Annotated in this window: 23 protein-coding genes; 10 read left to right on the forward strand and 13 right to left on the reverse strand. The window is 50.4% G+C overall.

What is annotated here, in order from left to right; genetic code table 11:
- Window positions 1–25: 25 nt before the first annotated feature.
- The gene (locus tag IMCC21906_RS07115) at window positions 26–484 is read right to left on the reverse strand and encodes a DUF411 domain-containing protein (RefSeq protein WP_047011587.1); all 459 of its coding nucleotides are present in this window, start codon (window positions 482–484) and stop codon (window positions 26–28) included.
- Between the two features lie 147 nt (window positions 485–631).
- Between IMCC21906_RS07115 and IMCC21906_RS07120 the strand changes: the two genes are divergently transcribed.
- Complete coding sequence (locus IMCC21906_RS07120; protein ID WP_047013226.1) at window positions 632–1,396, forward strand: TSUP family transporter; 765 nt, start codon at window positions 632–634, stop codon at window positions 1,394–1,396.
- Between the two features lie 3 nt (window positions 1,397–1,399).
- Here IMCC21906_RS07120 and IMCC21906_RS17225 read toward each other — a convergent pair whose 3' ends face one another.
- Both IMCC21906_RS17225 and IMCC21906_RS07130 read right to left on the reverse strand, forming a co-directional pair.
- A complete protein-coding gene (locus tag IMCC21906_RS17225) occupies window positions 1,400–1,666 on the reverse strand; it encodes a glutathione binding-like protein (RefSeq protein ID WP_052763423.1) in 267 nt (88 codons plus the stop codon).
- A 429-nt stretch (window positions 1,667–2,095) separates the two neighbouring features.
- A complete protein-coding gene (locus IMCC21906_RS07130) occupies window positions 2,096–2,326 on the reverse strand; it encodes a glutathione S-transferase N-terminal domain-containing protein (protein ID WP_047011588.1) in 231 nt (76 codons plus the stop codon).
- Window positions 2,327–2,355: 29 nt separating this feature from the next.
- Between IMCC21906_RS07130 and IMCC21906_RS07135 the strand changes: the two genes are divergently transcribed.
- The 3 genes from IMCC21906_RS07135 to IMCC21906_RS07145 all read left to right on the forward strand — a co-directional run bounded on the left by IMCC21906_RS07135 (window position 2,356) and on the right by IMCC21906_RS07145 (window position 4,113).
- On the forward strand, window positions 2,356–3,051 hold the full coding sequence (locus IMCC21906_RS07135; protein ID WP_047011589.1) for a DUF922 domain-containing Zn-dependent protease: 696 nt from the start codon (window positions 2,356–2,358) through the stop codon (window positions 3,049–3,051).
- 110 nt (window positions 3,052–3,161) lie between these two features.
- A complete protein-coding gene (locus IMCC21906_RS07140; protein WP_047011590.1) occupies window positions 3,162–3,644 on the forward strand; it encodes a glutathione peroxidase in 483 nt (160 codons plus the stop codon).
- Window positions 3,637–4,113 (forward strand): MarR family winged helix-turn-helix transcriptional regulator, encoded by a 477-nt coding sequence (locus tag IMCC21906_RS07145; RefSeq protein WP_047011591.1) that lies wholly within the window; start codon window positions 3,637–3,639, stop codon window positions 4,111–4,113. Before IMCC21906_RS07140 ends, IMCC21906_RS07145 begins: the two co-directional genes overlap by 8 nt.
- 88 nt (window positions 4,114–4,201) lie before the next feature.
- Here IMCC21906_RS07145 and IMCC21906_RS07150 read toward each other — a convergent pair whose 3' ends face one another.
- Window positions 4,202–5,368 (reverse strand): acyl-CoA dehydrogenase family protein, encoded by a 1,167-nt coding sequence (locus IMCC21906_RS07150; protein WP_047011592.1) that lies wholly within the window; start codon window positions 5,366–5,368, stop codon window positions 4,202–4,204.
- Between the two features lie 125 nt (window positions 5,369–5,493).
- A complete protein-coding gene (locus IMCC21906_RS07155) occupies window positions 5,494–6,726 on the reverse strand; it encodes an acetyl-CoA hydrolase/transferase family protein (protein WP_047011593.1) in 1,233 nt (410 codons plus the stop codon).
- Between the two features lie 124 nt (window positions 6,727–6,850).
- On the opposite strand from IMCC21906_RS07155, the gene IMCC21906_RS07160 reads away from it, so the two are divergent.
- Window positions 6,851–8,464, forward strand: a complete 1,614-nt coding sequence (locus IMCC21906_RS07160; RefSeq protein ID WP_082117396.1) for an AMP-binding protein — start codon at window positions 6,851–6,853, stop codon at window positions 8,462–8,464.
- Between the two features lie 26 nt (window positions 8,465–8,490).
- Here IMCC21906_RS07160 and IMCC21906_RS07165 read toward each other — a convergent pair whose 3' ends face one another.
- Entirely contained in the window at window positions 8,491–9,303 is an 813-nt protein-coding gene (locus IMCC21906_RS07165) for a queuosine precursor transporter (RefSeq protein ID WP_047011594.1), read from the reverse strand.
- Between the two features lie 95 nt (window positions 9,304–9,398).
- On the opposite strand from IMCC21906_RS07165, the gene IMCC21906_RS07170 reads away from it, so the two are divergent.
- Complete coding sequence (locus IMCC21906_RS07170) at window positions 9,399–10,115, forward strand: SDR family oxidoreductase (RefSeq protein WP_047011595.1); 717 nt, start codon at window positions 9,399–9,401, stop codon at window positions 10,113–10,115.
- Between the two features lie 63 nt (window positions 10,116–10,178).
- On the opposite strand, the gene IMCC21906_RS07175 is transcribed toward IMCC21906_RS07170, so the two are convergent.
- Window positions 10,179–11,324 (reverse strand): epoxide hydrolase family protein, encoded by a 1,146-nt coding sequence (locus IMCC21906_RS07175; RefSeq protein ID WP_047011596.1) that lies wholly within the window; start codon window positions 11,322–11,324, stop codon window positions 10,179–10,181.
- 427 nt (window positions 11,325–11,751) lie between these two features.
- Between IMCC21906_RS07175 and IMCC21906_RS07180 the strand changes: the two genes are divergently transcribed.
- From IMCC21906_RS07180 to IMCC21906_RS07190, 3 genes are read left to right on the forward strand one after another with little or no spacing between them, the layout of a single operon-like run.
- On the forward strand, window positions 11,752–13,539 hold the full coding sequence (locus IMCC21906_RS07180; protein ID WP_047011597.1) for an FAD-dependent oxidoreductase: 1,788 nt from the start codon (window positions 11,752–11,754) through the stop codon (window positions 13,537–13,539).
- Complete coding sequence (locus tag IMCC21906_RS07185) at window positions 13,536–15,392, forward strand: 2-oxoacid:acceptor oxidoreductase subunit alpha (RefSeq protein ID WP_047011598.1); 1,857 nt, start codon at window positions 13,536–13,538, stop codon at window positions 15,390–15,392. The genes IMCC21906_RS07180 and IMCC21906_RS07185 overlap by 4 nt, the downstream gene beginning before the upstream one ends.
- A gap of 2 nt (window positions 15,393–15,394) precedes the next feature.
- Complete coding sequence (locus IMCC21906_RS07190; RefSeq protein WP_047011599.1) at window positions 15,395–16,447, forward strand: 2-oxoacid:ferredoxin oxidoreductase subunit beta; 1,053 nt, start codon at window positions 15,395–15,397, stop codon at window positions 16,445–16,447.
- 45 nt (window positions 16,448–16,492) lie between these two features.
- Here the strand turns inward: IMCC21906_RS07190 and mtnC are convergent, their stop codons facing one another.
- From mtnC to mtnA, 4 genes are read right to left on the reverse strand one after another with little or no spacing between them, the layout of a single operon-like run.
- Complete coding sequence (gene mtnC, locus IMCC21906_RS07195) at window positions 16,493–17,173, reverse strand: acireductone synthase (RefSeq protein WP_047011600.1); 681 nt, start codon at window positions 17,171–17,173, stop codon at window positions 16,493–16,495.
- 2 nt (window positions 17,174–17,175) lie between these two features.
- Window positions 17,176–17,721, reverse strand: a complete 546-nt coding sequence (locus tag IMCC21906_RS07200) for an acireductone dioxygenase (RefSeq protein WP_047011601.1) — start codon at window positions 17,719–17,721, stop codon at window positions 17,176–17,178.
- A 9-nt stretch (window positions 17,722–17,730) separates the two neighbouring features.
- Complete coding sequence (locus tag IMCC21906_RS07205) at window positions 17,731–18,351, reverse strand: methylthioribulose 1-phosphate dehydratase (protein WP_047011602.1); 621 nt, start codon at window positions 18,349–18,351, stop codon at window positions 17,731–17,733.
- Window positions 18,344–19,426: an S-methyl-5-thioribose-1-phosphate isomerase gene (gene mtnA / locus IMCC21906_RS07210; RefSeq protein ID WP_047011603.1), complete on the reverse strand. Its 1,083-nt coding sequence runs from the start codon at window positions 19,424–19,426 to the stop codon at window positions 18,344–18,346. The genes IMCC21906_RS07205 and mtnA overlap by 8 nt, the downstream gene beginning before the upstream one ends.
- 94 nt (window positions 19,427–19,520) lie before the next feature.
- Between mtnA and IMCC21906_RS07215 the strand changes: the two genes are divergently transcribed.
- Entirely contained in the window at window positions 19,521–19,976 is a 456-nt protein-coding gene (locus IMCC21906_RS07215) for a DUF2489 domain-containing protein (RefSeq protein WP_047011604.1), read from the forward strand.
- Window positions 19,977–20,004: 28 nt separating this feature from the next.
- Here the strand turns inward: IMCC21906_RS07215 and IMCC21906_RS07220 are convergent, their stop codons facing one another.
- On the reverse strand, window positions 20,005–20,607 hold the full coding sequence (locus IMCC21906_RS07220) for a TetR/AcrR family transcriptional regulator (protein ID WP_047011605.1): 603 nt from the start codon (window positions 20,605–20,607) through the stop codon (window positions 20,005–20,007).
- A gap of 16 nt (window positions 20,608–20,623) precedes the next feature.
- Window positions 20,624–21,505 carry a GIDE domain-containing protein gene (locus IMCC21906_RS07225; RefSeq protein ID WP_047011606.1) on the reverse strand — a complete coding sequence of 294 codons (882 nt, stop codon included), beginning with the start codon at window positions 21,503–21,505 and terminating at the stop codon, window positions 20,624–20,626.
- Between the last annotated feature and the right edge of the window lie 3 nt (window positions 21,506–21,508).

Below are 21,508 nucleotides of genomic sequence, written 5' to 3' on the forward strand. Positions count from 1 at the left end.
GAAGTGATTACTTGAAACCGCGAGATTATTGCTGGCGAATTTCGGCAAAAACTTCGCTGCTGCCATCCTTGTTTAATAACAACACATTATAGTCTTGATGACGATCACCCATCTCCATGCCAGGGCTGCCAATGGGCATACCTGGAACAGCCAAGCCTATAGCCCCTGCTGGCGGTGAAGCAAGAAAGCGTTTGATTTCGGCTGCGGGTACATGCCCTTCAATAACATATTTACCGCTGCGAGCAACATGGCAAGATTGATATTGCGGGGCAATGCCTAGTTGGGATTTGAGTTCTCCCAGGTTTTGCTGCTCAGTAACCTGGCTTTTAAAACCTGCCTCATTCATGTGCTCCACCCATTTACCACAGCAACCGCAGTTGGGGTTTTTAAACACCTGCAATTCCGGCGTGTGTTGGGCGAAAAGCAATGAGGATGAAAACAAAAACAAAAAACAGCACATGAGCTGCTGGCAAATAACCCGCATAGATGGACTCCGTATAGTCTAAGGGTGACGAGTGGGTAGATTTTGACATAACTGGTGTTCGTTTGAGGAGTTTATCTGTTCTGGCGTCGTGTTTCTTCTGTCGACGACGCGATACAATCTTTGGCCTTTGCCGTCCCGAAAGCTGTTATGACTGAGTTAGAACTATACCAATACGTGTTGATTGCCATTATTTTTGTCTGGAGTGGCTTTGTGCGCTCTGGTTTGGGTTTTGGTGGCTCGGTATTGTCGTTACCGTTTTTGCTATTGGTATACAACGAGCCGCTGGTTTATTTGCCCATCATCTCCGTACATTTATTGTTTTTTTCGACCTTAACGATCGTCTTGAATAATAGAGGAAAGGCGGAAACTAAAAAAAGTACTGTAGATTGGGCGTATTTGCGGCGAATTTTGCCGATTATGATTGTTCCTAAACTGATCGGTGTGTTCGGTTTGATTACGTTGCCGGGCAATATTCTATCGATTATTATTTTTGCGATCATCTCAGTATATTCACTGACGTATTTGTTTAATCGGCCTTTTCGAAGTAATAGCAAGACGGTTGATACGATATTTTTGATGTTGGGCGGTTATATCAGTGGCACGTCTCTGATTGGGGCGCCATTGATTATTGCTGTAGCCGCGCAATATGTTGCCAAAGAACGGTTGCGGGATACCTTGTTGGCGCTGTGGTTTATTTTAGTCTCAATAAAAATGGCAGCATTTATCTATGCCGAAATTGATTTACAGCTAATTCATAATATCTGGTTGCTGCCTTGTGCGGGGGTAGGTCATGTACTGGGACTGCGTTTTCATAATTACTTACTGCAAGCAGAAACGCCACGCTTTTTTAGGGTAATGGGCGCGGCGTTACTCAGTATCAGTGTAATTGGTTTATGGTCGGCATTGGCGTAGCCCCTATTTGCTTTCCCGGTGTTGCGCGTTTTTTAGTGCCGGCCTCTCACTGATACGGCTAAGATAATCGGTCAGGTTCTGTTGGGGCAGAGGCTGCTTAAAGGATTGTCCCCACATTAGCGTATGTCCCAATAAAATGTCTGCACCGCTAAAGTGATCTCCCAAAATAAACGGTTTATCAGCGAGACCCTGAGCAAATAATTGTAATGCTTTTTGGTACTCCCATGCAGCGGTATCAAAAATAGTGGCTATTCTCTGCGCGGCTGGCAAGGCGAACTTGTGTTTGCCGATTCCATAATGGTTGCTCTAACTCGGCAAGGGCAAAGAAGCACCAGCGGTCGTAGTGGGCGCGTAGAGCGGGGGAATCTGGTGCGAGTTCTGGTGCGTATTGGTTGATAACGTAGTTAAGGCACCTCTGCTTAATTCGGTAATGTCTCAGCGGAGCCTCTGGCGTACGCTGGCAAGGCGCGGCAGGAACGACTGCATGGATGCAGGAGGTAGCGCAACGCAGGAGCAGTTGCCGAGATTAAGGCTGGCTCTGTCCTTAATGAGGCTCGCAACGCTGTCCAGTGTGCGCCAGAGGCCCGCCCTTCGGGGCATAGCCAAGAAGGACTCCGCTGTGTTGCCGCCATTTGAAAGGCAGCCAGCCTTCCTGCATGACGGCGCCTTGCTGAGCCCTTCTTGGCTAAGCCTGAGGCATCACCGAATTATCAGAGGTGCCTTAACAATAGCCGCAGATTCCGTGAGTATTAAATCACCCTCGACCAGAGTCGGCACTTTGGCGCCTGGGTTGAGTACAAGGTAGGCGTCAGCTTGTTGCTCACCTTTGGCAAAGTTGAGGGCGATAAATTCGTACGCTTGGCCAGCTTCTTCCAGAGCCCAAAGTGCGCGAGTTGAGCGAGAACGTGGCAGGCCATAAACGGTTATCATAAAGCTCTTCCATTGGTGTTTACTATTTTATGTTAATAAAAAGCATCTTCTCCCAGTTTTATCGAGTGGTCAAAAGTCTTGTTTTCGTAGGCTTGGCGGGAGCGTGTTTTGCGGTGATAAGTTTGGCAATGATGGGCTCGTGGATAATAGCTTTACGCATGCGGCACTTTTCTGTGGTGATGTTGCTGCTAAGCAATGTTGTTATCGCTGAGCCAGAAGTGGAGGTCATTAACCATTACTACACGGTGGCGGTTGATTCAATTGGCGAGATAGAGACTGCCGTTGAAGCGGCATCGCCGCTTCGCGGCCCAAACAAAACCTACCACGGCTATACCGATAGTCAGGTTAATTGGAGCTGGTGGTGGCGGAAAGAAGCTAATTTATGTCGGATTAGCCGGGTGGAGTCTAAGGTCACTATCGAATATACCTTACCAAGGTTAGAAACCGATCCGCGTAATTTTCGAGTGAGAGGTGTCTGGAGCGAGTGGTTTTGGGCCTTAAAATCCCATGAGAATAATCATGGTCGCAATGCCATTGCGATTGCCCGTCAGGGTGAAAAGGCAATATTGGCTGTTGAGCCCCACACTGATTGTACTGTGATAGACCAGCGGGCAAGCGCAATTGCAGCGGGCCTGATAGAAGCGCTTAAATTACGCGATGCTGAATACGATAAGCGAACAAATCATGGCGAGCTCGAGGCCGGGGAACTCAACGATTATTTTTGAATATGGGATCCTGGCCCTAATGAAATAGAACGTTGACCAAAGTTAGGTATTGCTTATTATATCGCGCGCGATATAATCGCTTTAGATTTAAATTATGAGGATTAAAGATCATGGCGACAGTTTACGATTTCAAATTAAATACTTTGCAGGGCAATGAATTAGATTTTTCTGCCTACCAAGGCAAGGTTGTTTTAGTTGTTAATACGGCGAGCAAGTGCGGCTTTACCCCCCAGTACGAAGGGCTGCAAGCTTTGCATGAAAAGTTTAAAGATCAGGGTTTAGTGGTTGTGGGTGCTCCTTGTAATCAGTTTGCGAATCAAGAGCCGGGGGATGCTTCGACGATTGAGGGAAGCTGCTTAATTAACTATGGCGTTAGTTTTCCTATTACCGAAAAGGTGGACGTAAACGGAAAAAATACGCACCCGCTATTCGCTTATTTGAAAGAGAGCGCACCGGGCACCTTGGGTAATCGCGTTAAATGGAATTTCACTAAGTTTTTGATTGGTAAAGATGGCAAGCCCATTAAACGTTATGCGCCGACGACGAAGCCTCAACAGATGGCTGGCGATATTGAGGCTGCGTTAAATGCCTGAATCTGTACTCGCGAAGCCTGACAATCCGCTGAGCTTGGATAATCAGCTTTGTTTTCCGCTCTATGCGGCCTCCAGGCTGGTGACCCGGATGTATCACGACAAGCTTGCGCCCCTGGGCATTACTTATCCGCAATATGTGGTGTTAATGATTCTTTGGGAGCATGCGCCTTGTTCGGTGGGTGTGGTGGGAGAAAAGGCAATGTTGAATAGTAATACCCTGACGCCCCTGTTAAAGCGCATGGAGCAGCAAGGTTTATTGATCCGGCAGCGGGATAACCGTGATGAGCGCCAAGTTAATGTCACTTTGACAAAGGCAGGGCTGCAGCTACAAACGGAGTGCAGCTGCATTCCCGCTGAGTTAATGGCGCGCTTCTCGGATGGCGCTGAAGAAGAGCTTGTGCAGCTTAAACATCTTTTAACGCGTGTTCTTCCAAAAATGCAAAGGGCATTGGAAGCAGGGCAGGCATAATTTAAAAAACGCTATTTTAGAAACAACAAACCCCAGTAAACCTACTGGGGTTTGTTGTTCCGGCCTGACATAGCTTGTCAGGCTAGTCTTAGTAAGACTTAGGCAGTCCCAGTACGCGCTCACCAATAAAGGACAGAATCATCTGCTCTGTAACAGGCGCAATGCGTGGCAGGATAGACTCGCGGAACAAACGTTCTACGTGGTATTCACGGGCATAGCCCATACCACCATGGGTCAGCACCGCTTTGGTACACGCGTCAAATGCTGCGCGGGCGCTGAGGAACTTGGCCGCATTGGCTTCGGCACCACAGGGCAATTTTTTGTCGTATAGATCCGCTGCGCGTAAGCACATCCAGTAAGCAGACTCGAGATAAGTCCACGCTTCTGCCAATGGGTGTTGAATACCTTGGTTTTGACCGATTGGGCGACCAAATACCACGCGCTCATTGGCGTATTGGGCGGCTTTGTCCAGAGCAGCGCGGCCAATACCGATGGCTTCAATGCCGACCAAAACCCGCTCTGGGTTTAGGCTGTCTAGCAAGTAATAAAAACCTTTGCCGACTTCACCGATAACATCTGAATCAGGAATGAAATAGTCATCGATATAGGTCGCGTTGGAATCTACCGCGTTGCGGCCCAGCTTCTTGATGCGACGCACTTCAATTTTGGTTCGGTCCAAATCAGCGTAGAACAAGGTCATGCCGTCAGTGGGGCGCTTACATTCTTCTTTTGGTGTGGTGCGGGTTAGCAGCACAATTTTATGCGCTTCTTGACCGGTAGACGTCCACATTTTGCGGCCGTTAACGATATAGCCGCCGTCAACTTTCTTGGCGAAAGTTTTGATGCTGGTGGTGTCCAGGCCAGCGTCTGGCTCGGTCACGCCGAAGCAGGCTTTTTCTTTGCCCGCGATCAGTGGCTCTAACCAGCGTTTTTTCTGCTCATCAGTACCGTGCACGACAATCGCGTGGGGACCAAATAAGTTGATGTGGATGGCTGATGCTGCTGATTGGCCACCGCCACTGGCGGCAACAGCGTGCATCATAATGGCAGCTTCGGTTACGCCAAGGCCAGCGCCTCCGAGCTCTTCTGGCATGGTAATGCCCAGCCAGCCTGATTTGGCCATGGCGTCGTAAAATTCTTCTGGAAAGCGTGCTTCTTCGTCGCACTCCATCCAGTAGTCGTCGCTGAACTCGGCACAGACTTTCCGCACGCTCTCATCGATTTCTTTGTGCAGCTCATTGAAAGTAAAGTCCATCGCGGCTCTCCTCGGTCAGATGGTATGAATGCAGTCACTATCGCAGTAACTATCATCGTAGTAATGCCGTAATGGTACGAAATAGTACGCTACAGCACAATAAGAAAGCGAAATATGCTCTCTGCTCAGCTAAAGAACGCCTGTTCAAGTCGCTCTCTGTGGTTGGGGTGAGCGATATCAATCATTCGCTTCGCCCGGGTTTTTCGATCAACCCCGCGAAGCATTGCAATGCCGTACTCTGTTACCACTGCATCCACATTGTACTGCGGAATGGTAATAGAGGTGCCTGTGGCAAGTGATGCAACTAGTCGTGAGTGCTCGCCAGAGGGGTCGGCCGCAGGCAGGGCAATGATAGAGAGGCCGTCTGCTTGGGCTCGGGCGGCGGCGGCAAAATCGGGTAGACCACCGGGGCCACTCATGGATTTGCCGTTGAGCATCTCGGCATTGACCTGGCCGCAAAGATCGACCTCGATGGCAGAGTTAACGGCGTGTAGTTTGGGAGCGGCAGCTAATAGCGCTGCATTGTGGCTGCGCTCTACGCCGCAAATTTCAAGCTGGGGGATATCCAGCAATTGTTTGTAAAATTCTTCGCTACCCAGTGCGACGGTGCTGATAATTGGGCTGCCTGGTTCTAATACGTCGTTATCGATAAGACGTAACAAACTGTCGCTGACCATGCCGCTATGAATACGAAGCTGCTGGTGTTGAGATAACGCACCCATCAACTGGTTTGGTACTTTGCCAAGGCCACATTGCAGGGTTGCGCCATTGGGGATCAGTGAGGCGATATTGTCAGCAATGGCTTGAGAAACGGCATTTTCGCTACCTGCGTCGTAGACCGGCAGCGGGGTATCGCTCTCGGTATAGGCGCTAATTTTATCGAAAGCAATGCTGGGCGAGTTCGGCAAGCTCGGCACATTGGGGTTAATCACCGCCAAAATCTTACTGCAGTTTGTCAGCACGCTGGGTAAAAATTCGCCCTGAGGGCCCAGGCTGCATTGGCCGTGTTCATCGGGTGGCGCAACTTGCAGCAGCACGGTATCAATGGCTTCTGGCATGGTCAGCGACTGCTGGATTTGGCTGTAGGTCATTGGCGCAAAATGGACGTTGCCGGTGTCGTGCTTGGCAAAACTCGGTTGCATGAAATAAACGGACATTTGACGGCCAGCAGTGGTCGACAGGTTGCGTTTGTTGACGCCGGGGATAAAACTGCAAAAGAAGTGGCAGTTTGCTGTGCTGTCGGCAGCAGTCACAATGGCTTCTGTCAGGGCGATTGGCTCGCCAGCACTGCCGGAAACGAATACCCGCTCATTTTGCTTGAGGTAGCCAAGGAGTTTTTCAGGAGAAATCGCGGTCATTTTTATGTAGCCTCAAAAGACGGGGGCGGGATTGCCGCTGCTAATACTGACTTAATTTGCACACAATAAAAGCTTTAGCTTGTTTATAGTATGCTAGCAATCTAATGTTATTTTTTCAATCTTGATGTTGCTGCGCGACGGTTTCAGTACAGCTATTTCAATACCAGCGAGGTGTATCGTGGCCAGAGTGGCTCATCCACGTCTTTTTGTCCAAAACAATCCCCAGCGGCCGGCACTTATTATGGCTGACACGGGGCAAATCCTCAGTTATGGCCAGCTGGTGGAGCGCAGTGATCGTGGTGCTCAGCTGCTTACCACGCTGGGTTTGCAAGAAGGCGATACCATTGCGATCTTCCTGGAAAATCATATTTGCTATCCGGAGCTTTGTTGGGCGGCTAAAAACGCCGGTATTACCTATGCCTGTATTCCCAGCCGGTCGACAGTAGAGGAAGTGGCGTACATTGTTGACAATTGCGATGCTAAATTACTGATCAGTTCCATTGCTTTGCGGGATACTGCTGTGAAGGTGGCGCAGCATCTTGCTCAGCAGTGCCAGTATTTGATGGTAGATGGGGAGGTTGGCGCTTTCGCTAACTACGAGGTGCTGCTGCAGGCTTGTGAGCCAAGGCCATTAAAGGGGCGTCGTCGAGGGCCCTCCATGCTTTACTCCTCGGGCACCACCGGTAAACCCAAAGGCATACGCTCACCGCTGCCAGATGCCCCACCGGAGGAGCCACCACCGCGCTTGGCTATGTTGGAGAAAATGTACCAGCTTAGTGACCAAACGGTGTTTATTAATCCGGGCCCGTTTTATCACGCTGCGCCGGGACGATTTATGATTTGTCTGCACCGTTTGGGTGGTACGGTGATTAGTTTTAAACGCTTTGATCCTGAGGCGTGCTTGGCGGCGATTGATGAGTATCAAGCGACCCACGGGCTTTTTGTTCCCACCATGTTTACTCGAATATTGTGCCTTGATAGCAAGGTGAAGGAGAAGTATCGCCACGACTCTTTACGCTGTGTGGCACATTTGGGCGCGCCTTGTCCTATACCCATTAAAGAGCAGATGATCCAGTGGTGGGGGCCGATATTGGGTGAAACTTATGCCGGCACCGAGGCGGTGGGACACACCTATATCAGCTCGCCGGAGTGGCTTGAGCATAAAGGTTCGGTGGGGCGTCCCGCGGGAAATTGTGAGTTGCGAATAGTCGATGACAGCTCGGGTGAAGAGATGCCTGCAGGTGAGCCGGGGCTAATTTATATGCGCAATGGCAAGCGTTTTGAATATCACAAAGATAGCGATAAAACCAAAGACGCTTTTATTGAAGGTGGCTGGGCAACACTGGGTGATATTGGGTATTTGGACGAGGATGGCTATCTTTATCTCACCGACCGTAAAGCCGATATGATCGTTTCCGGTGGCGTTAATGTGTATCCCCGAGAGGCTGAAAATGTATTGCACAGACACCCGCTAATAGCTGATGTTGCTGTCGTTGGTGTGCCCGATGAAGAGTTAGGCGAGGTGGTGAAGGCGGTAGTTGAAATTGAGGGTGACAATACGCTCCCCAACGATTTTGAAGCAGACGTTATCGCATTTTGCCGGCAGTATCTGGCGCCGCAAAAGTGCCCGCGATCGGTGGATATCGTCGAGGAATTACCTCGCAATGAAGCGGGTAAGTTATTAAAGCGATTGGTTCGAGACCGTTACTGGCAAGATCGAGCATCGCGTTTGGTATAAAAGTGGAAGTCAGTGCCCGCGCCGCCTCAGTCTTCACCCAGTGCTTGGTTTTTCATGTTGCTGGCCAGCTCTTCGCCCAGATACGCATCGATAAAATGGTGGGCCACATACAGCAACGGCGTCATGGCAATGGCGATAAAGACCTTATAAATATAGTTCATTACGCCAATTGCCAGTACCAATGACAGGCTCCAGCCCGCGCCAATATAAAAGGCGACAAACAACACCACAAAGCTGTCTATCAGCTGGCTGACAAGAGTTGAACCGGTTGCCCGAAGCCAAATGTAGCGCTCGCCAGTCAGCTTTTTCACTCGATGAAACACCACAACGTCAATTAGTTGGCCGATCAGAAAGGCGATCAGGGAACCGATGATGATCCACAGGCCCTGGCCAAAAATAAGTTGAAAGGCGGTATTGAGGTTGCCGACATCTCGCTTCAGTGCGAGTTGCTCGCTGGAAGATACGTTGGCAGCTAAATGCGACTGGGGCCAAAAATCGGCGGGCACTAGTTGGATGCCAACATACACTAGCGCAAAGGCATATAGCACTAAACCTGCAGTAAGGTAGGAAAGCAGTTTCACGCCCCGCTTGCCGTAGTATTCGTTAATGATATCGGTCATTACAAATACCACTGGCCATAACAGCACTCCGGTAGTGAGATTAAACGAGAGATTGTCGACGCCAAAGATCTGGAAATCTGCGTTTTGCAGGCCTAGCGTTTGCTCCAAGGAAAATATTTTTACGCCGATAAGTTCTGCCAACAGGGCATTGGCGACAAAGAAACCACCCAACACAATAAATAGTCGCAGCGCTTTGTTATCTAAATTATGGGCAGTCATATTTTTGCCATTGGAGGTTTGGGGAATGGGGAGCCAAAGTAGGCAGAATTGGTTAGCATGCCCAAATCGATTTTGTATTAACAGGATATTTTGACATGAGTGTATCTACCGCGCCGCTGGTTTTGATTAGTGGTGCTTCCCAGGGGATTGGTGCTGCGGTTGCAGAATGCTTTGCCAATGCAGCACAGCCATTTCGATTGGCATTGCTTGCCCGTAATGCGCAGGGTTTAAAAGCGGTTGCAGAGCGTTGTGGTGGCGCAGAAGCGGTGCAGGTTTTGACGGTTGATGCCAGCGATGAAAAAGCCGTGGCGGAGTTGGCTGAAACCTTGGGAAAGGTGGATGTGCTAATCAACAATGCCGGGCGTTGGCTGGGGAAAAGCGTGATGGATATGAGTCCAGCGGAGTTTGACGACATTATCAACGCCAACTTACGCAGCACGTTTTTGTTGAGCAAAATGGTGTTGCCCAAGATGCTGGCAGCGGGGCAGGGGGATATTTTTAATATGGCCTCGACAGCGGGCGTTGAAGGTTATGCTGGGGTGTCGGCGTATTGCGCCGCTAAACACGGGGTTATGGGGTTTAGCAAAGCACTGCGAGAAGAAGTGAGGGGCAAAAATATTCGGGTGTGCACCGTTTCTCCCGGCCCGACGTATTCGCCGTCATGGCAGGAGAGCGGCATTGATCCAGGCCAGCTGATGCCTACAGCTGATGTCGCCAAGGTTTTTTTGCAAATGTACCAAATGGATCGCAATGTGGTGGTAGAGGATTTGTTACTGCGGCCTCAGTCGGGCCATATTGTGAGTCATGATTAAGCTTATGACGCGGTGAGGTTTAGAGCGGCTCACAAGTCATCCTTACTTGCGAGCCGCTAAGTGCTATCGCATTGCCTTAAAGCAACTGCGAACCTCATTTACAAAAGTTTCTGGTTGTTCAAAGGCGGCAAAGTGACCGCCTTTCTCTAACTCGTTCCAGTAACGTAGATTGGGGTATTTGCGGTCTGCCCAGGGTTTTACCGAGCGGAAAATTTCTTTGGGGAAAATAGAAATTCCCACCGGAATATCGCTTTCGAAGCCAGAGCCAAAAGCGCTATTAAAACTCTCCCAGTACAGCCGTGCCGACGAAGCTGCGGTATTCGTGAGCCAGTATAAGCTGATGTCGTCCAGGATTTTGCTCGTGCTTAAGGCGTCTTCCGGTTCGCCGTTATTATCGGTCCAGGCATAAAACTTTTCGTAGATCCAGGCTGCTTGCCCCACTGGGGAGTCTGCCAAGGCGTAGCCCACGGTTTGGGGGCGAGTGCTTTGTTGTTTGGAATAGCCCGAATCCCAGTCTTGATAAAACTGAAAAGAGGCGAGGGCGGCTTTTTCTTTATCGTTGAGATTTGCCCTTTCTGCCTCGTTAGGTAAAGCGATGGCCATATTCAGGTGAATCCCTAAGCACTCAGGGGGGTGGATATTGCCCAGAGCCCCAGTCACTGCAGAGCCCCAGTCACCACCTTGAGCGACAAAGTTGGCGTAGCCCAGGCGGCGCATTAATGTTATCCACGCATTAGCGGTGCGCTCAATGCTCCAGCCAGTTTGCTCGGGTTTGCCCGAGAAGCCGTAGCCGGGCAGTGCGGGTATAACCAAGTGAAAGGCGTCGTTGGCATCGCCACCATATTCAGTGGGGTTGGTGAGGGGGCCAATCACATCCATAAACTCCAATACTGAGCCGGGCCAGCCGTGGGTCATCACCATTGGCAGGGCATTGTCATGGGGTGAACGGATATGCAGAAAGTGAATGTCTAGACCATCGATAGGAGTAATGAATTGAGGGTGCGCATTGAGCCTGGCTTCGCAGCTACGCCAGTCGTACTCGTTTTGCCAGTACTCACATAGAGCTTTGAGTTTGTGCAGCGGCACACCCTGAGACCAATCGTTGACGGTTTCTTGTTCTGGCCAGCGCGTTATGGCAAGGCGGGTTTTTAAATCGTCCAATGCCGTTTGGGGAATGTCGATTTTAAAGGGCGTTATTGTCTCAGACATGTGGGGTCCTTGTTGTCGTTGTATTGGCGTTACTTAGCCAAAAATGTTTCGTCGGTCAGTGTGTATGCTGGGCTGGAGTATGGTTGGCCTCAGCTTAGGTGAGCAGCATCGCCGATTTAGGCTCGGCTGTGACCTTGGTAACTCACTCAATATTTATGGTCAATTTCGCCTTGAATTCTTGTTCGTATTCGAACGGGAGTTTTGGTGGAGGTTTAGTCAATCCGTAGATTTGTTATGGCGCAACTTTCCCTCAAGCTCTTCGCTGCCAGCATAGCGGTCAATGAATACGACGTCTATGACGCCATTTTTATGCTGAATTTTGAATATTGATGTGGTGTAATTCCTGAACAAGTTTCGCTGCCTAACGAACAAGTCTGGGCAGTAGCATCAATAGCATGAATTTAAAAATAACAGTGCAGGAGTTTGCTTGAAACCTACAAATATCCGAGACCCGGAGTATTTCCACAAGGTCGTCGATTGTCAGTACGCGTGCCCAGCTCATACGCCAGTGCCTGAGTATATTCGGCTTATTGCCGCCCAACGGTATACCGATGCCTACATGATTAACTGGGAGTCTAATGTCTTTCCCGGCGTATTGGGGCGCACCTGTGACCGTCCCTGCGAACCCGCGTGTCGGCGGGGTCGGGTAGAAGAAGAACCCGTGGCGATTTGCCGTCTCAAACGTGTGGCGGCCGATAACAAATCCGATATACAAGACCGCCTTCCCGTCATCCCCAAAACCAAAAATGGCAAGCGCATTGCTTTAATTGGCGGCGGACCGGCGTCGTTAACGGTGGCCCGGGATTTAATGCCGCTGGGTTACAACATCGACCTTTACGATGACCAGCCCGCGGGTGGCGGTTTTATGCGCAGCCAGATTCCTGCCTTCCGGTTACCTGAAAGCGTTCTCAATGAAGAGGTCGATTTAATCCTCAATATGGGGGTGTTAACTCACTTCAATACTTACGTCGATAGCCTTAAGTCAGTGTTGGATAAGGGCTACGATGCGGTATTTGTGGGCAGTGGCGCGCCTCGGGGACGGGACTTGAACATCCCTAACCGGGAAGAAGCCGATGCCAATGTGCATATTGGCATTGATTGGCTCTCCAGCGTTGCCTTTGGCCATATTGAGAAAGTGGGCAAAAAGGTGATTGTACTGGGCGGCGGCAACACCGCGATGGATTGTTGCAGAACGGCCCGTCGCCTGGGTGGCGAAGAGGTCGTGGTTGCCGTGCGCAGTCCCTTTGCAGAGATGAAAGCGTCGCCCTGGGAAAAAGAAGATGCCCAGCATGAAGGTATTCCCATTCATGATAATCACGTACCGAAAGAATTTGTGGTTGAAGAGGGGCGCTTAAGCGGTGTGATTTTTGAAAAGGTCGAAGCGGTTTACGATAATAACGGCAAACGCTCACTCGTACCCACTGGCGAAGAGCCGGTGTTAATCTCCTGCGATGATGTTCTGGTTGCGATTGGTCAGGAGAACTCTTTCCCCTGGATTGAACGGGATATCGGTATCAATTTTGGCGAGTGGGATATGCCGGTGGTAGACAAAGTGAGCTTCCAGTCTAGTAATCCCAGCGTTTTCTTTGGTGGTGACGCCGCCTTTGGTCCCGAGAATGTGATTACGGCAGTGGCGCATGGCCATCAAGCGGCCATTTCCATCGATATGTTTTGTCAGGGCGAGGATGTAACAAAGCGGCCGCCACCGGGGGTGACCTTGGTCAGCCAGAAAATGGGTATTCATGAGTGGAGTTACGACAGTCAGATAGAAGACGATGTCCGCTATGTGGTGCCTCAGGCTGAACTTAAGCAAACCCTGAATGACCGTAAGCTGGAAGTGGAACTGGGGTTTGATGCCGCCACGGCATTTAAAGAAGCCGAGCGCTGCTTAAACTGTGATGTGCAAACCGTATTTGCCGAAGATCGCTGTATTGAGTGCGATGCCTGTGTGGATATCTGCCCAACGGATTGCCTGACATTTACGGTTAATGACGAAGAAGAAACTCTGCGCTCGAAGCTGAAAATGCCAGCCAAAAATACCGAGCAAGATCTGTTTGTATCAGAAGATTTACCCACGGGTAGAGCGCTGATTAAGGACGAAGATGTGTGTTTGCATTGTGGTTTATGCGCTGAACGTTGTCCCACTTCGGCTTGGGATATGCAGAAGTTTTATTACTCGGTGACCAAAGCTGGGCAACAAGGCGGTGCCGCATGAAACAGATTACCGCAGTGAATGACTTTGTTATTAAATTTGCCAACGTCAACGGCACGGGTTCTGCCAGTGCTAACAATATGTTCGCCAAGTCGTTATTCCGTATGGGCTTGCCGGTGAGTCCTAAGAATATCTTCCCGTCTAATATCCAGGGTTTGCCGACCTGGTATGAAGTGAGGGTGAGTGACAAGGGCTATTTGGGTCGCAGGGGTGGGGTCGACATGATGGTCTGTGTTAATCCCCAGAGCATGGCCAAGGATGTTAAAGAGGTCGAACCGGGTGGCTACTTCCTTTATGACTCCAGTAAGCCGCTGGATCTTCGCTTAGTGCGCAATGACATAAACTATATTGGCATTCCTTTAAAAGATATTTGCCAGCGAGAATATAAAGATCCCCGTCAACAGCAGCTGTTCCGAAATGTAATCTATGTGGGCGCTTTATCTGCACTGTTGGATATTGAGTTTGAGGTGTTGACCAACTTGGTTGCGGACTTGTTTCGCGGTAAAGAAAAACTGATTACGCCAAATGTCCACGCTTTAGAATTGGGTTACCACTACGCCAAAGAGCATTTTCAATGTCCGCTGGGTATTCGAGTGGAGCGCCGTGATGCCGTCGGTGATCAAATATTGATAGATGGCAATACAGCCGCCTCACTCGGTGCCATCTACGGTGGCGCCACCGTTGCAGCCTGGTACCCCATTACGCCATCCACTTCGGTAGTGGATGGCTTTGAAAAATACTGCAAACGTTTGCGTATTGATCCCGGTAGCGGCCATAAAAATTACGCAATCGTACAGGCTGAAGATGAGCTGGCGGCCATTGGTATGGTGATTGGCGCGTCTTGGAATGGCGCTAGAGCGTTTACGGCCACTAGCGGCCCCGGCATCTCGCTGATGAGTGAGTTTTTGGGGTTGGCGTATTTTGCTGAAATACCCACAGTATTGATTGATGTGCAGCGCGCGGGCCCCTCCACAGGTATGCCGACCCGCACCCAGCAGTCTGATATTTTGGCCTGTGCTTACGCCTCCCACGGCGATACCAAGCACGTGTTGCTGTTTCCGGCTACGCCAAAAGAATGCTTCGATATGACCGCCGAAGCCTTTGACTTGGCTGAGACACTCCAGACGCCAGTGATTATGCTCACCGATCTGGACCTGGGCATGAACGACAATATGTCTGAGCCCCTGCGGTGGGACGACAAGCGTCACTATCGTCGTGGCAAAGTGCTCAACGAAGAACAGCTAGAGAATATGAACGAGCGCTTCGGCCGTTATTTAGATGTAGACGGCGATGGCATTCCTTATCGTACTTATCCGGGCACCCATCCCACCAAGGGCAGTTTCTTTACCCGCGGCACCTCTCGCGATGAATATGCGGTGTATACCGAAGACAGCGAGGCTTACGAGCAGAATATGCAACGGTTGCTGCTTAAATGGGAAACCGCCAAGATCGAAGTTCCGGCACCGGAGCTGATTCAAGCTGGTAAGGACGGGAGTGCGGTTGGCGTGATTCACTTTGGCACCAGCCGAGATTCGACCTTAGAGGCCATCGATATGTTGGCAGCCGAAGGGGTGGCGGTAGATAGCTTACGGATTCGGGCTTTTCCTTTTTGCAAAGACGTTGATGATTTTATCGACAGTCATGACACCGTTTTCGTAATTGAACAAAACCGGGATGGTCAATTGCGTACTTTGCTTGTGAATGAGTGCGAAGTCTCGCCCAAGCAACTGCTGCCGATTTTAAATTACGGCGGTATGCCGATTACAGCGCGGTTTATTCGCGACAAAATAGCCGCGGTAGCAAAGGGGGATAACGTTACCCCAATGCGTAAAAAATCTGCTGGCAAGGAGAAATAGCGATGACTTATATCCGACCTAATTTTCGTCATCCCGAACTGCCGGTGAACGAACTTGGTTATACCCGCAAAAATTATGAAGGCGCGCTTTCTACATTATGTGCTGGCTGTGGACATGATTCGATTAGTGCCGCGATTGTGCAAGCCTGTTTTGAAATGTCCATTGAGCCCCACAATGTCGCTAAACTATCCGGCATTGGCTGTTCATCTAAAACCCCGACGTATTTCCTCGGTAACTCCCACGGATTTAACTCTGTACACGGACGTATGCCGTCGGTGGCAACCGGTGCCAATCTGGCAAATCGGGATATGATTTATGTGGGTGTTTCAGGTGATGGTGACACGGCCTCAATTGGCATGGGCCAATTTACCCACGCGGTGCGTCGTAATTTAAATATGATGTATGTGGTAGAAAATAATGGCTGCTATGGCTTAACCAAGGGTCAGGACTCGGCGACTGCGGATGTAGGCTCTATCAGCAAAAAAGGTGAGCCTAACCCCTTTGAGCCCATTGATCTTGTCAGTGTGGCCCTGCAGCTGGGTGCGACCTTTGTTGCCAGAAGCTTTTCTGGTGACCGAGAGCAACTGGTGCCTTTAATCAAAGCCGCAATCAGTCATCGCGGTTTTGCCTTTATTGATGTGATATCGCCCTGTGTTACCTTTAACAATAATCCCGGTTCTACCAAAGGCTACAGTCACGTACGCGAGCATCTGGCGGCAACCGGCACCGTAGATTATGTCCCTTTTAAAAATGAAATCACCACCAGTTATCGAGACGGTGAGTCTAAAGAAGTGACGCTTCACGATGGCTCGGTAGTGCATTTGCACAAAGCCGATCCGGAGTTGAATATCAGTAGCCGCCGCTCGGCGCTACGTTTGATTAAGGACTATAAAGCCAAGGACCAAATTCTGACGGGCTTGCTGTTTATGGATGAAAATTCGCAAGATCTGCATGAGGTGGTCGGTACCAGTAAAACTCCATTGCGGTCACTGGGGGAGTCTGAACTTTGCCCCGGTCAGAAGGTGCTGGACAAGCTCAATGAGAGCTTGCGTTAACATATTGCTGTTAAAAGAAGAGAAGAGTTGCTCCTCTCTTCACCATCATGACAAGTCTAGATTGCTAAAGCTTTCTAAACATTGATGAGGCGGCTTTTGGATGAGGCTTTGGTCGCGTTGAATCCACGCGGTTTGAAATCCTGCCGCGCTGGCGGCGTCCAGTTCTTCGACAATATCTGAAAGAAATAAGATGTCTGTTGCCGGTATATTCAGGGCTTGTTGAATTGCCTGGTAGGAGGCGGCTTCTTTTTTCGGACCGGTGGTGGTGTCAAAGTGGCCACTGAAGAGTGGCAGTAAATTGCCTGCTTCACTGAATTCAAAGAATAATTTTTGAGCGTGAATGGAGCCGGATGAATAAACGTAAAGAGGAATGCCTTGCTGGTGCCACTCTTTTAGCTTTGTCACTGCATCCTGATACATATGCGCTTGGTAATCACCCTGGCGATAGCCGTCTTCCCAGATCAGCCCCTGTATGGTTTTTAGTGGGGTGATCTTTTTATCTTCGGCAATCCAGTCCAACAGTTGCTGAATTAATGCTTCAGTGTGGCTGGTATCTAGATTCGCAATTTGGGCGGTTTCCCTTAATACGGCTTTCACGGCGGGGGTATTGGCGTTTGCTCTGACAAAGTCTGGCAGTTTTGCCGCCGCGTAGGGAAAGAGTGTTTTGTGAACAAAGTCGATGGCGCTCGTGGTGCCTTCAATATCGGTGACAATCGCCTTGATCATGCTTAGGCCTCAATTCGGGAGTAATGATCAGCAATGCTGCTACCGGTGTAATGGGCGACCCAGCCATCCGGGTTGTTAAAAAAACGAATTGCCACCAGGTCTGGTGAGGGACCTAGGTCAAACCAGTGGGGGGTATTGGCGGGGACGCTGAGGAGATCGCCTTTTTCGCAGAGCACCTCATAAACTTTGTCGCCAATATGCAGGGCAAACAGTCCTTGGCCTTGAACAAAGAAACGCACTTCATCTTCGCTGTGGGTATGCTCGGAGAGAAATTTTTGGCGAAGTTCGTCTTTTTGCGGGTTGTCGCTGTTCAGGCTGATGACATCGACGGTTTGATAGCCCTCTTCATCGATCAATTTGCGAATTTCAGTCTGATAGGCGGCAATGACAGCATCTTGGTTGGCACCGGCCAGAATATCGTCCCGGGTTGACCACTGTTCAAAGCGTATACCGGCTTCTTTTAAATTTTTGGCAATATCGGCGGGCTTATCTCCGCTCCAAATAGCGTCATGTTGATTGGTGTCGGCAAAAATTTTCAGCGTTGTCATTGTTTTTCCTCAGTGGTGGCGCCGCATTTCCAGCTCGCAGGACAGCAAAAAGTCCAGCGCTTCCAGCCTGTGCATACAATTGTCCAGACTATCAGCCCAGCAATAAATTCCGTGGCCGCGAATGAGGTAGCCGGGACAGTCGGGGTGCGCTATGAGGTATTGGTCCACTTCAAGGGCGAGGGCGTGAATATCTTGGCTGTTCTCAAAAATAGGGATGGTGACTCGGCTGTCATGGCTGTTGATGCCAGCAAAAGCTTTCTGTAGTTCATAGCCTTCAAAAATCAGCTCGGTGCTTTCGCCCATTAGCATAGATAAAACGGTTGCTTTGGGGGAGTGGCAATGGAGAACCGCGCCAATGTCCGTAAAGCGGGCATAGAGCTGTGTGTGAAGCTCTGTTTCTGCGGAGGGTTTGCCGTCGGTAAGTGTGTTGCCGCTTAGGTCAACGGCAATAAAATCCGTTGGCGCTAAACGGCCCTTATGTTTGCCAGAGGCGGTGACTGTCGCGGTATTTTCGCTGAGTCGCATAGAAAAATTGCCGCTGGTCGCGGGTACCCAGCCGCGCTGATAAAGTGCGTCGCCAGCCGCAGCCAATGCAGTAGCCTGTTGATAGAATGTTTTGCGATCAATCATGCACGTTTGCCTGTCTTTCGGTCGCGGAACTAGTGCTGGCGGCCTGCAAATGCGCCAGTATCTTGTCTCTATTAGGGCGTTCTACCACGCCGTACTCGGTGACGATAGCATCAATTAAGTTTGCCGGGGTGACATCGAAGGCGGGGTTGCTACTACTGATACCGTCGGGAGCAACGGCCTTGCCATTTTGGTGGGTGATTTCCTCAGCTGGGCGTTGTTCTATGGGAATGTCCTTGCCGTCAATATGGGCATCAAAGGTGGACGTGGGTGCGGCAACCATAAACTTAACGCCGTGGTGTTTGGCGATAATGGCTAAATTGTAAGTCCCTATTTTATTGGCAACATCGCCGTTGGCGGCCACGCGGTCAGCACCGACAATAACCCAAGACGGTTTGTGTTGGCGCATTAGCTGCGCTGCGGCGCCTTCAATGGCAAGGGTGACGGGAATGCCTTCTTGCATAAGCTCCCAGCTGGTGAGCCTTGCTCCTTGCAGCCAAGGGCGTGTCTCGCCAGCAATCACGCCAGCAATTTTTCCATCCCGAAATGCTGAGCGAATGACGCCCAGTGCGGTGCCGTAGCCGCCGGTGGCAAGAGCCCCTGCATTGCAGTGGGTGTAAACGTGGTGCTGACCTTGTAAAAGTGCAGCACCGTGTTCGCCAATACGCTGGTTGATGGCCATGTCTTCGTGATGAATTTGCTTGGCTAGCGCTAATAACTGTGCCGGTAAGTCGTTGGTATTAGCGTGGTTTTCGATGGTTTCATCGCAGCGTTGCAGTGCCCAAAACAGGTTAACTGCCGTGGGGCGTGATTGGGCCAGTGCCTCGCGAGCAGGCTTAAGGGCTGCTGCCCAATCGGCGGTGGTGCTTTGCTGGGGCAGAGATCTGGCAGCAAGGGCCATACCGTAAGCGGCTGTTATGCCGATGGCAGGGGCGCCGCGTACCACCATATCTTTAATAGCTTGGGCTACGTCAACGGGGTTTTTATAGGCAATATAGGTCACGGCTGTCGGCAGGATACGCTGATCCAATAACTGCAGTTGATCGTCTTGCCAAATAATTGCGTCAGGGGTGCTCACTTTTGCTCTCCCATTTTGAGGGCGGCCATTATAATGCAGCTCAAGGGGCTTGCCGACGATAGAAGTCTTAAGATTTAGTGATTTTGGAGGATAAATGCCGATTTTTGCATGGGTTTTACTTACCGTGGGTCTGTTCATTGTGGTGGTACTGGCGGCAATGGCGTACCGCGCGGTGTCGCAGTTGCGTCAACAACAACGTCAGCTTCAGCGTGCGCAAGAGCAGCGTGTCAGTGAAACCTCTCTGAGCGCCTTAGAGGGGGTAAGAATATTGGCGGGCAGTTATTTGGCAGGGCAAGTTCAGGCTAGTGAAGTGTCGCTGCGTATTGCCGTGTTGCTGGACCAACCGGGCCACCCCGATGAGATCACCTCTGCGGGTAAGGCTTTTACGGAGATGGCCGCAAAGTTGGCGCATATTCCGACACATCAAGCTTGGAAAGACTTACCGGTGGCTCGGCAGCGCAAATTGCGTACTGAAATGGAAGATTTGGAAACCCTGCATCAAGACGAATTGACCCAAAGCGCAGAGGCGCTACTAGGCTTATTAAATTGATTGCTAAACGCCGGTCTGAAATGTGAATTCAGGCATTTTTCTGGCTTTGAATCAGCGCATTTAAACCGTCGACCATTTTTTCTTGCAGCTGAAGTTGGGCTTCAAGCTGTGTTTCTTCTAGAGGATCAACCCCAAATAGCGACTTATGCAGGGGAGCCAAGGTGACATAACCTAGGATCATGGAGTGGAAAGCCATGGCGGTGGGAATGCTCAAGAATTCTCGCTGCGGGTCAGCAGCGGAGGCGCTGATATAAGAAAAAAACTGCCGGTACCATTTTTCACGCAATAAGGTGAGGGTTTCATCTTCCGCGAGGGTGGCATGTTGTATCAGTCTGGCAACGTTGGGTGATTCCGTCAGTAATGCCATGATTTTCTGGATCTGTTGGCGGGTTTCGCTAAAGTCGGCGCTGGCGTCTAAGTCTTTGGTCGCTTCTGCCAGAGGGGTGAATAACCCCTGACAAACTTCTTCGTATATAGCCAGTTTATTAGGAAAATGCTTGTAGATTGCGGGACTGCTGATGTTAACAATCGAGGCAATTTCAGTCACCGCTGTGGCGGCAAAGCCTTTTTGGGCAAATAGCTTTTCGGCTACCTGAAGTATAAGTTGCCGAGTGTTTTTGCGTTTTTTCATGTGTGGTCCGACATTGCTATATTCCGTGAGAGGAGAAAACTTGCCACGTCAGTGCGGCGGTGGCAATGATACTCAAGATAAATAGCCCTGCAGCCTGCCAGCGGAAGCGGCGGCTTAATGCGGTAGGTTCTGTTGTTGCAATAAGAAAAGGGTGGCGCCGACTTTTGGGGTCTTTAATGCTATGTACCACTGCAACGGGTAATTGCTGCTCTATTTGCCGCTCAGCTTTACGTAACGCTTCTGCTCTTGCTAACTCCCACTCTTTAAAGTCTATTTCACCGTTGGCGTCATGGTCAAAGCGGCTCAGTAACTTGGCATAGTCTTGCTTCCACTCATTGAGGATATTGGCTTGGGCGTGATTGGCCAGCTCGGCGGGGTTGGGAGGGTGGCGGCTGCTAAACGCGCCAATAACGTAGAGGGGATCATCCTTGCACAATAGTTCTTCAGTGTAGCGATATTTACCGCTCAGTAGACTAAACCCTGAGTGCTGATGCCCCGCAGGAAAACGTGATGAGCCTTGCCAGGTCTTTTTACGGTGGCTGCTGACTTCCGCCCCTGTGGGGAGAATAAAGCAGCTGCCAGTAACATCAAAAATAACAAACGGCGCGTCACTGCGTCCCTTTTGTACGGTGTGCCACCGGCTGTTTTTGCCGCTGCGCCGATATTCTTCAATTTTGTACTCGTACCAGACACAGGGGCTTAGGGTGAGAGGGCTGACGAGCGCGGTATCGCCACTGTCAGCGGCCATACCAATTAACTCTACGTAGCCTTGGTGAGCCGAGCGTATTTTAGAGCTTGGCGTGTCTTCAATAATGCGGGCTCGGCGCAGACGGGAGATGCTGCCGAAACCGCAGGCCAAGGAGATGGCTGCACTAAAGCCTAGGGCGAGATAATCCACAGC

Source organism: Spongiibacter sp. IMCC21906 (assembly GCF_001010805.1).
In the GTDB taxonomy this organism is placed as follows: domain Bacteria; phylum Pseudomonadota; class Gammaproteobacteria; order Pseudomonadales; family Spongiibacteraceae; genus Spongiibacter.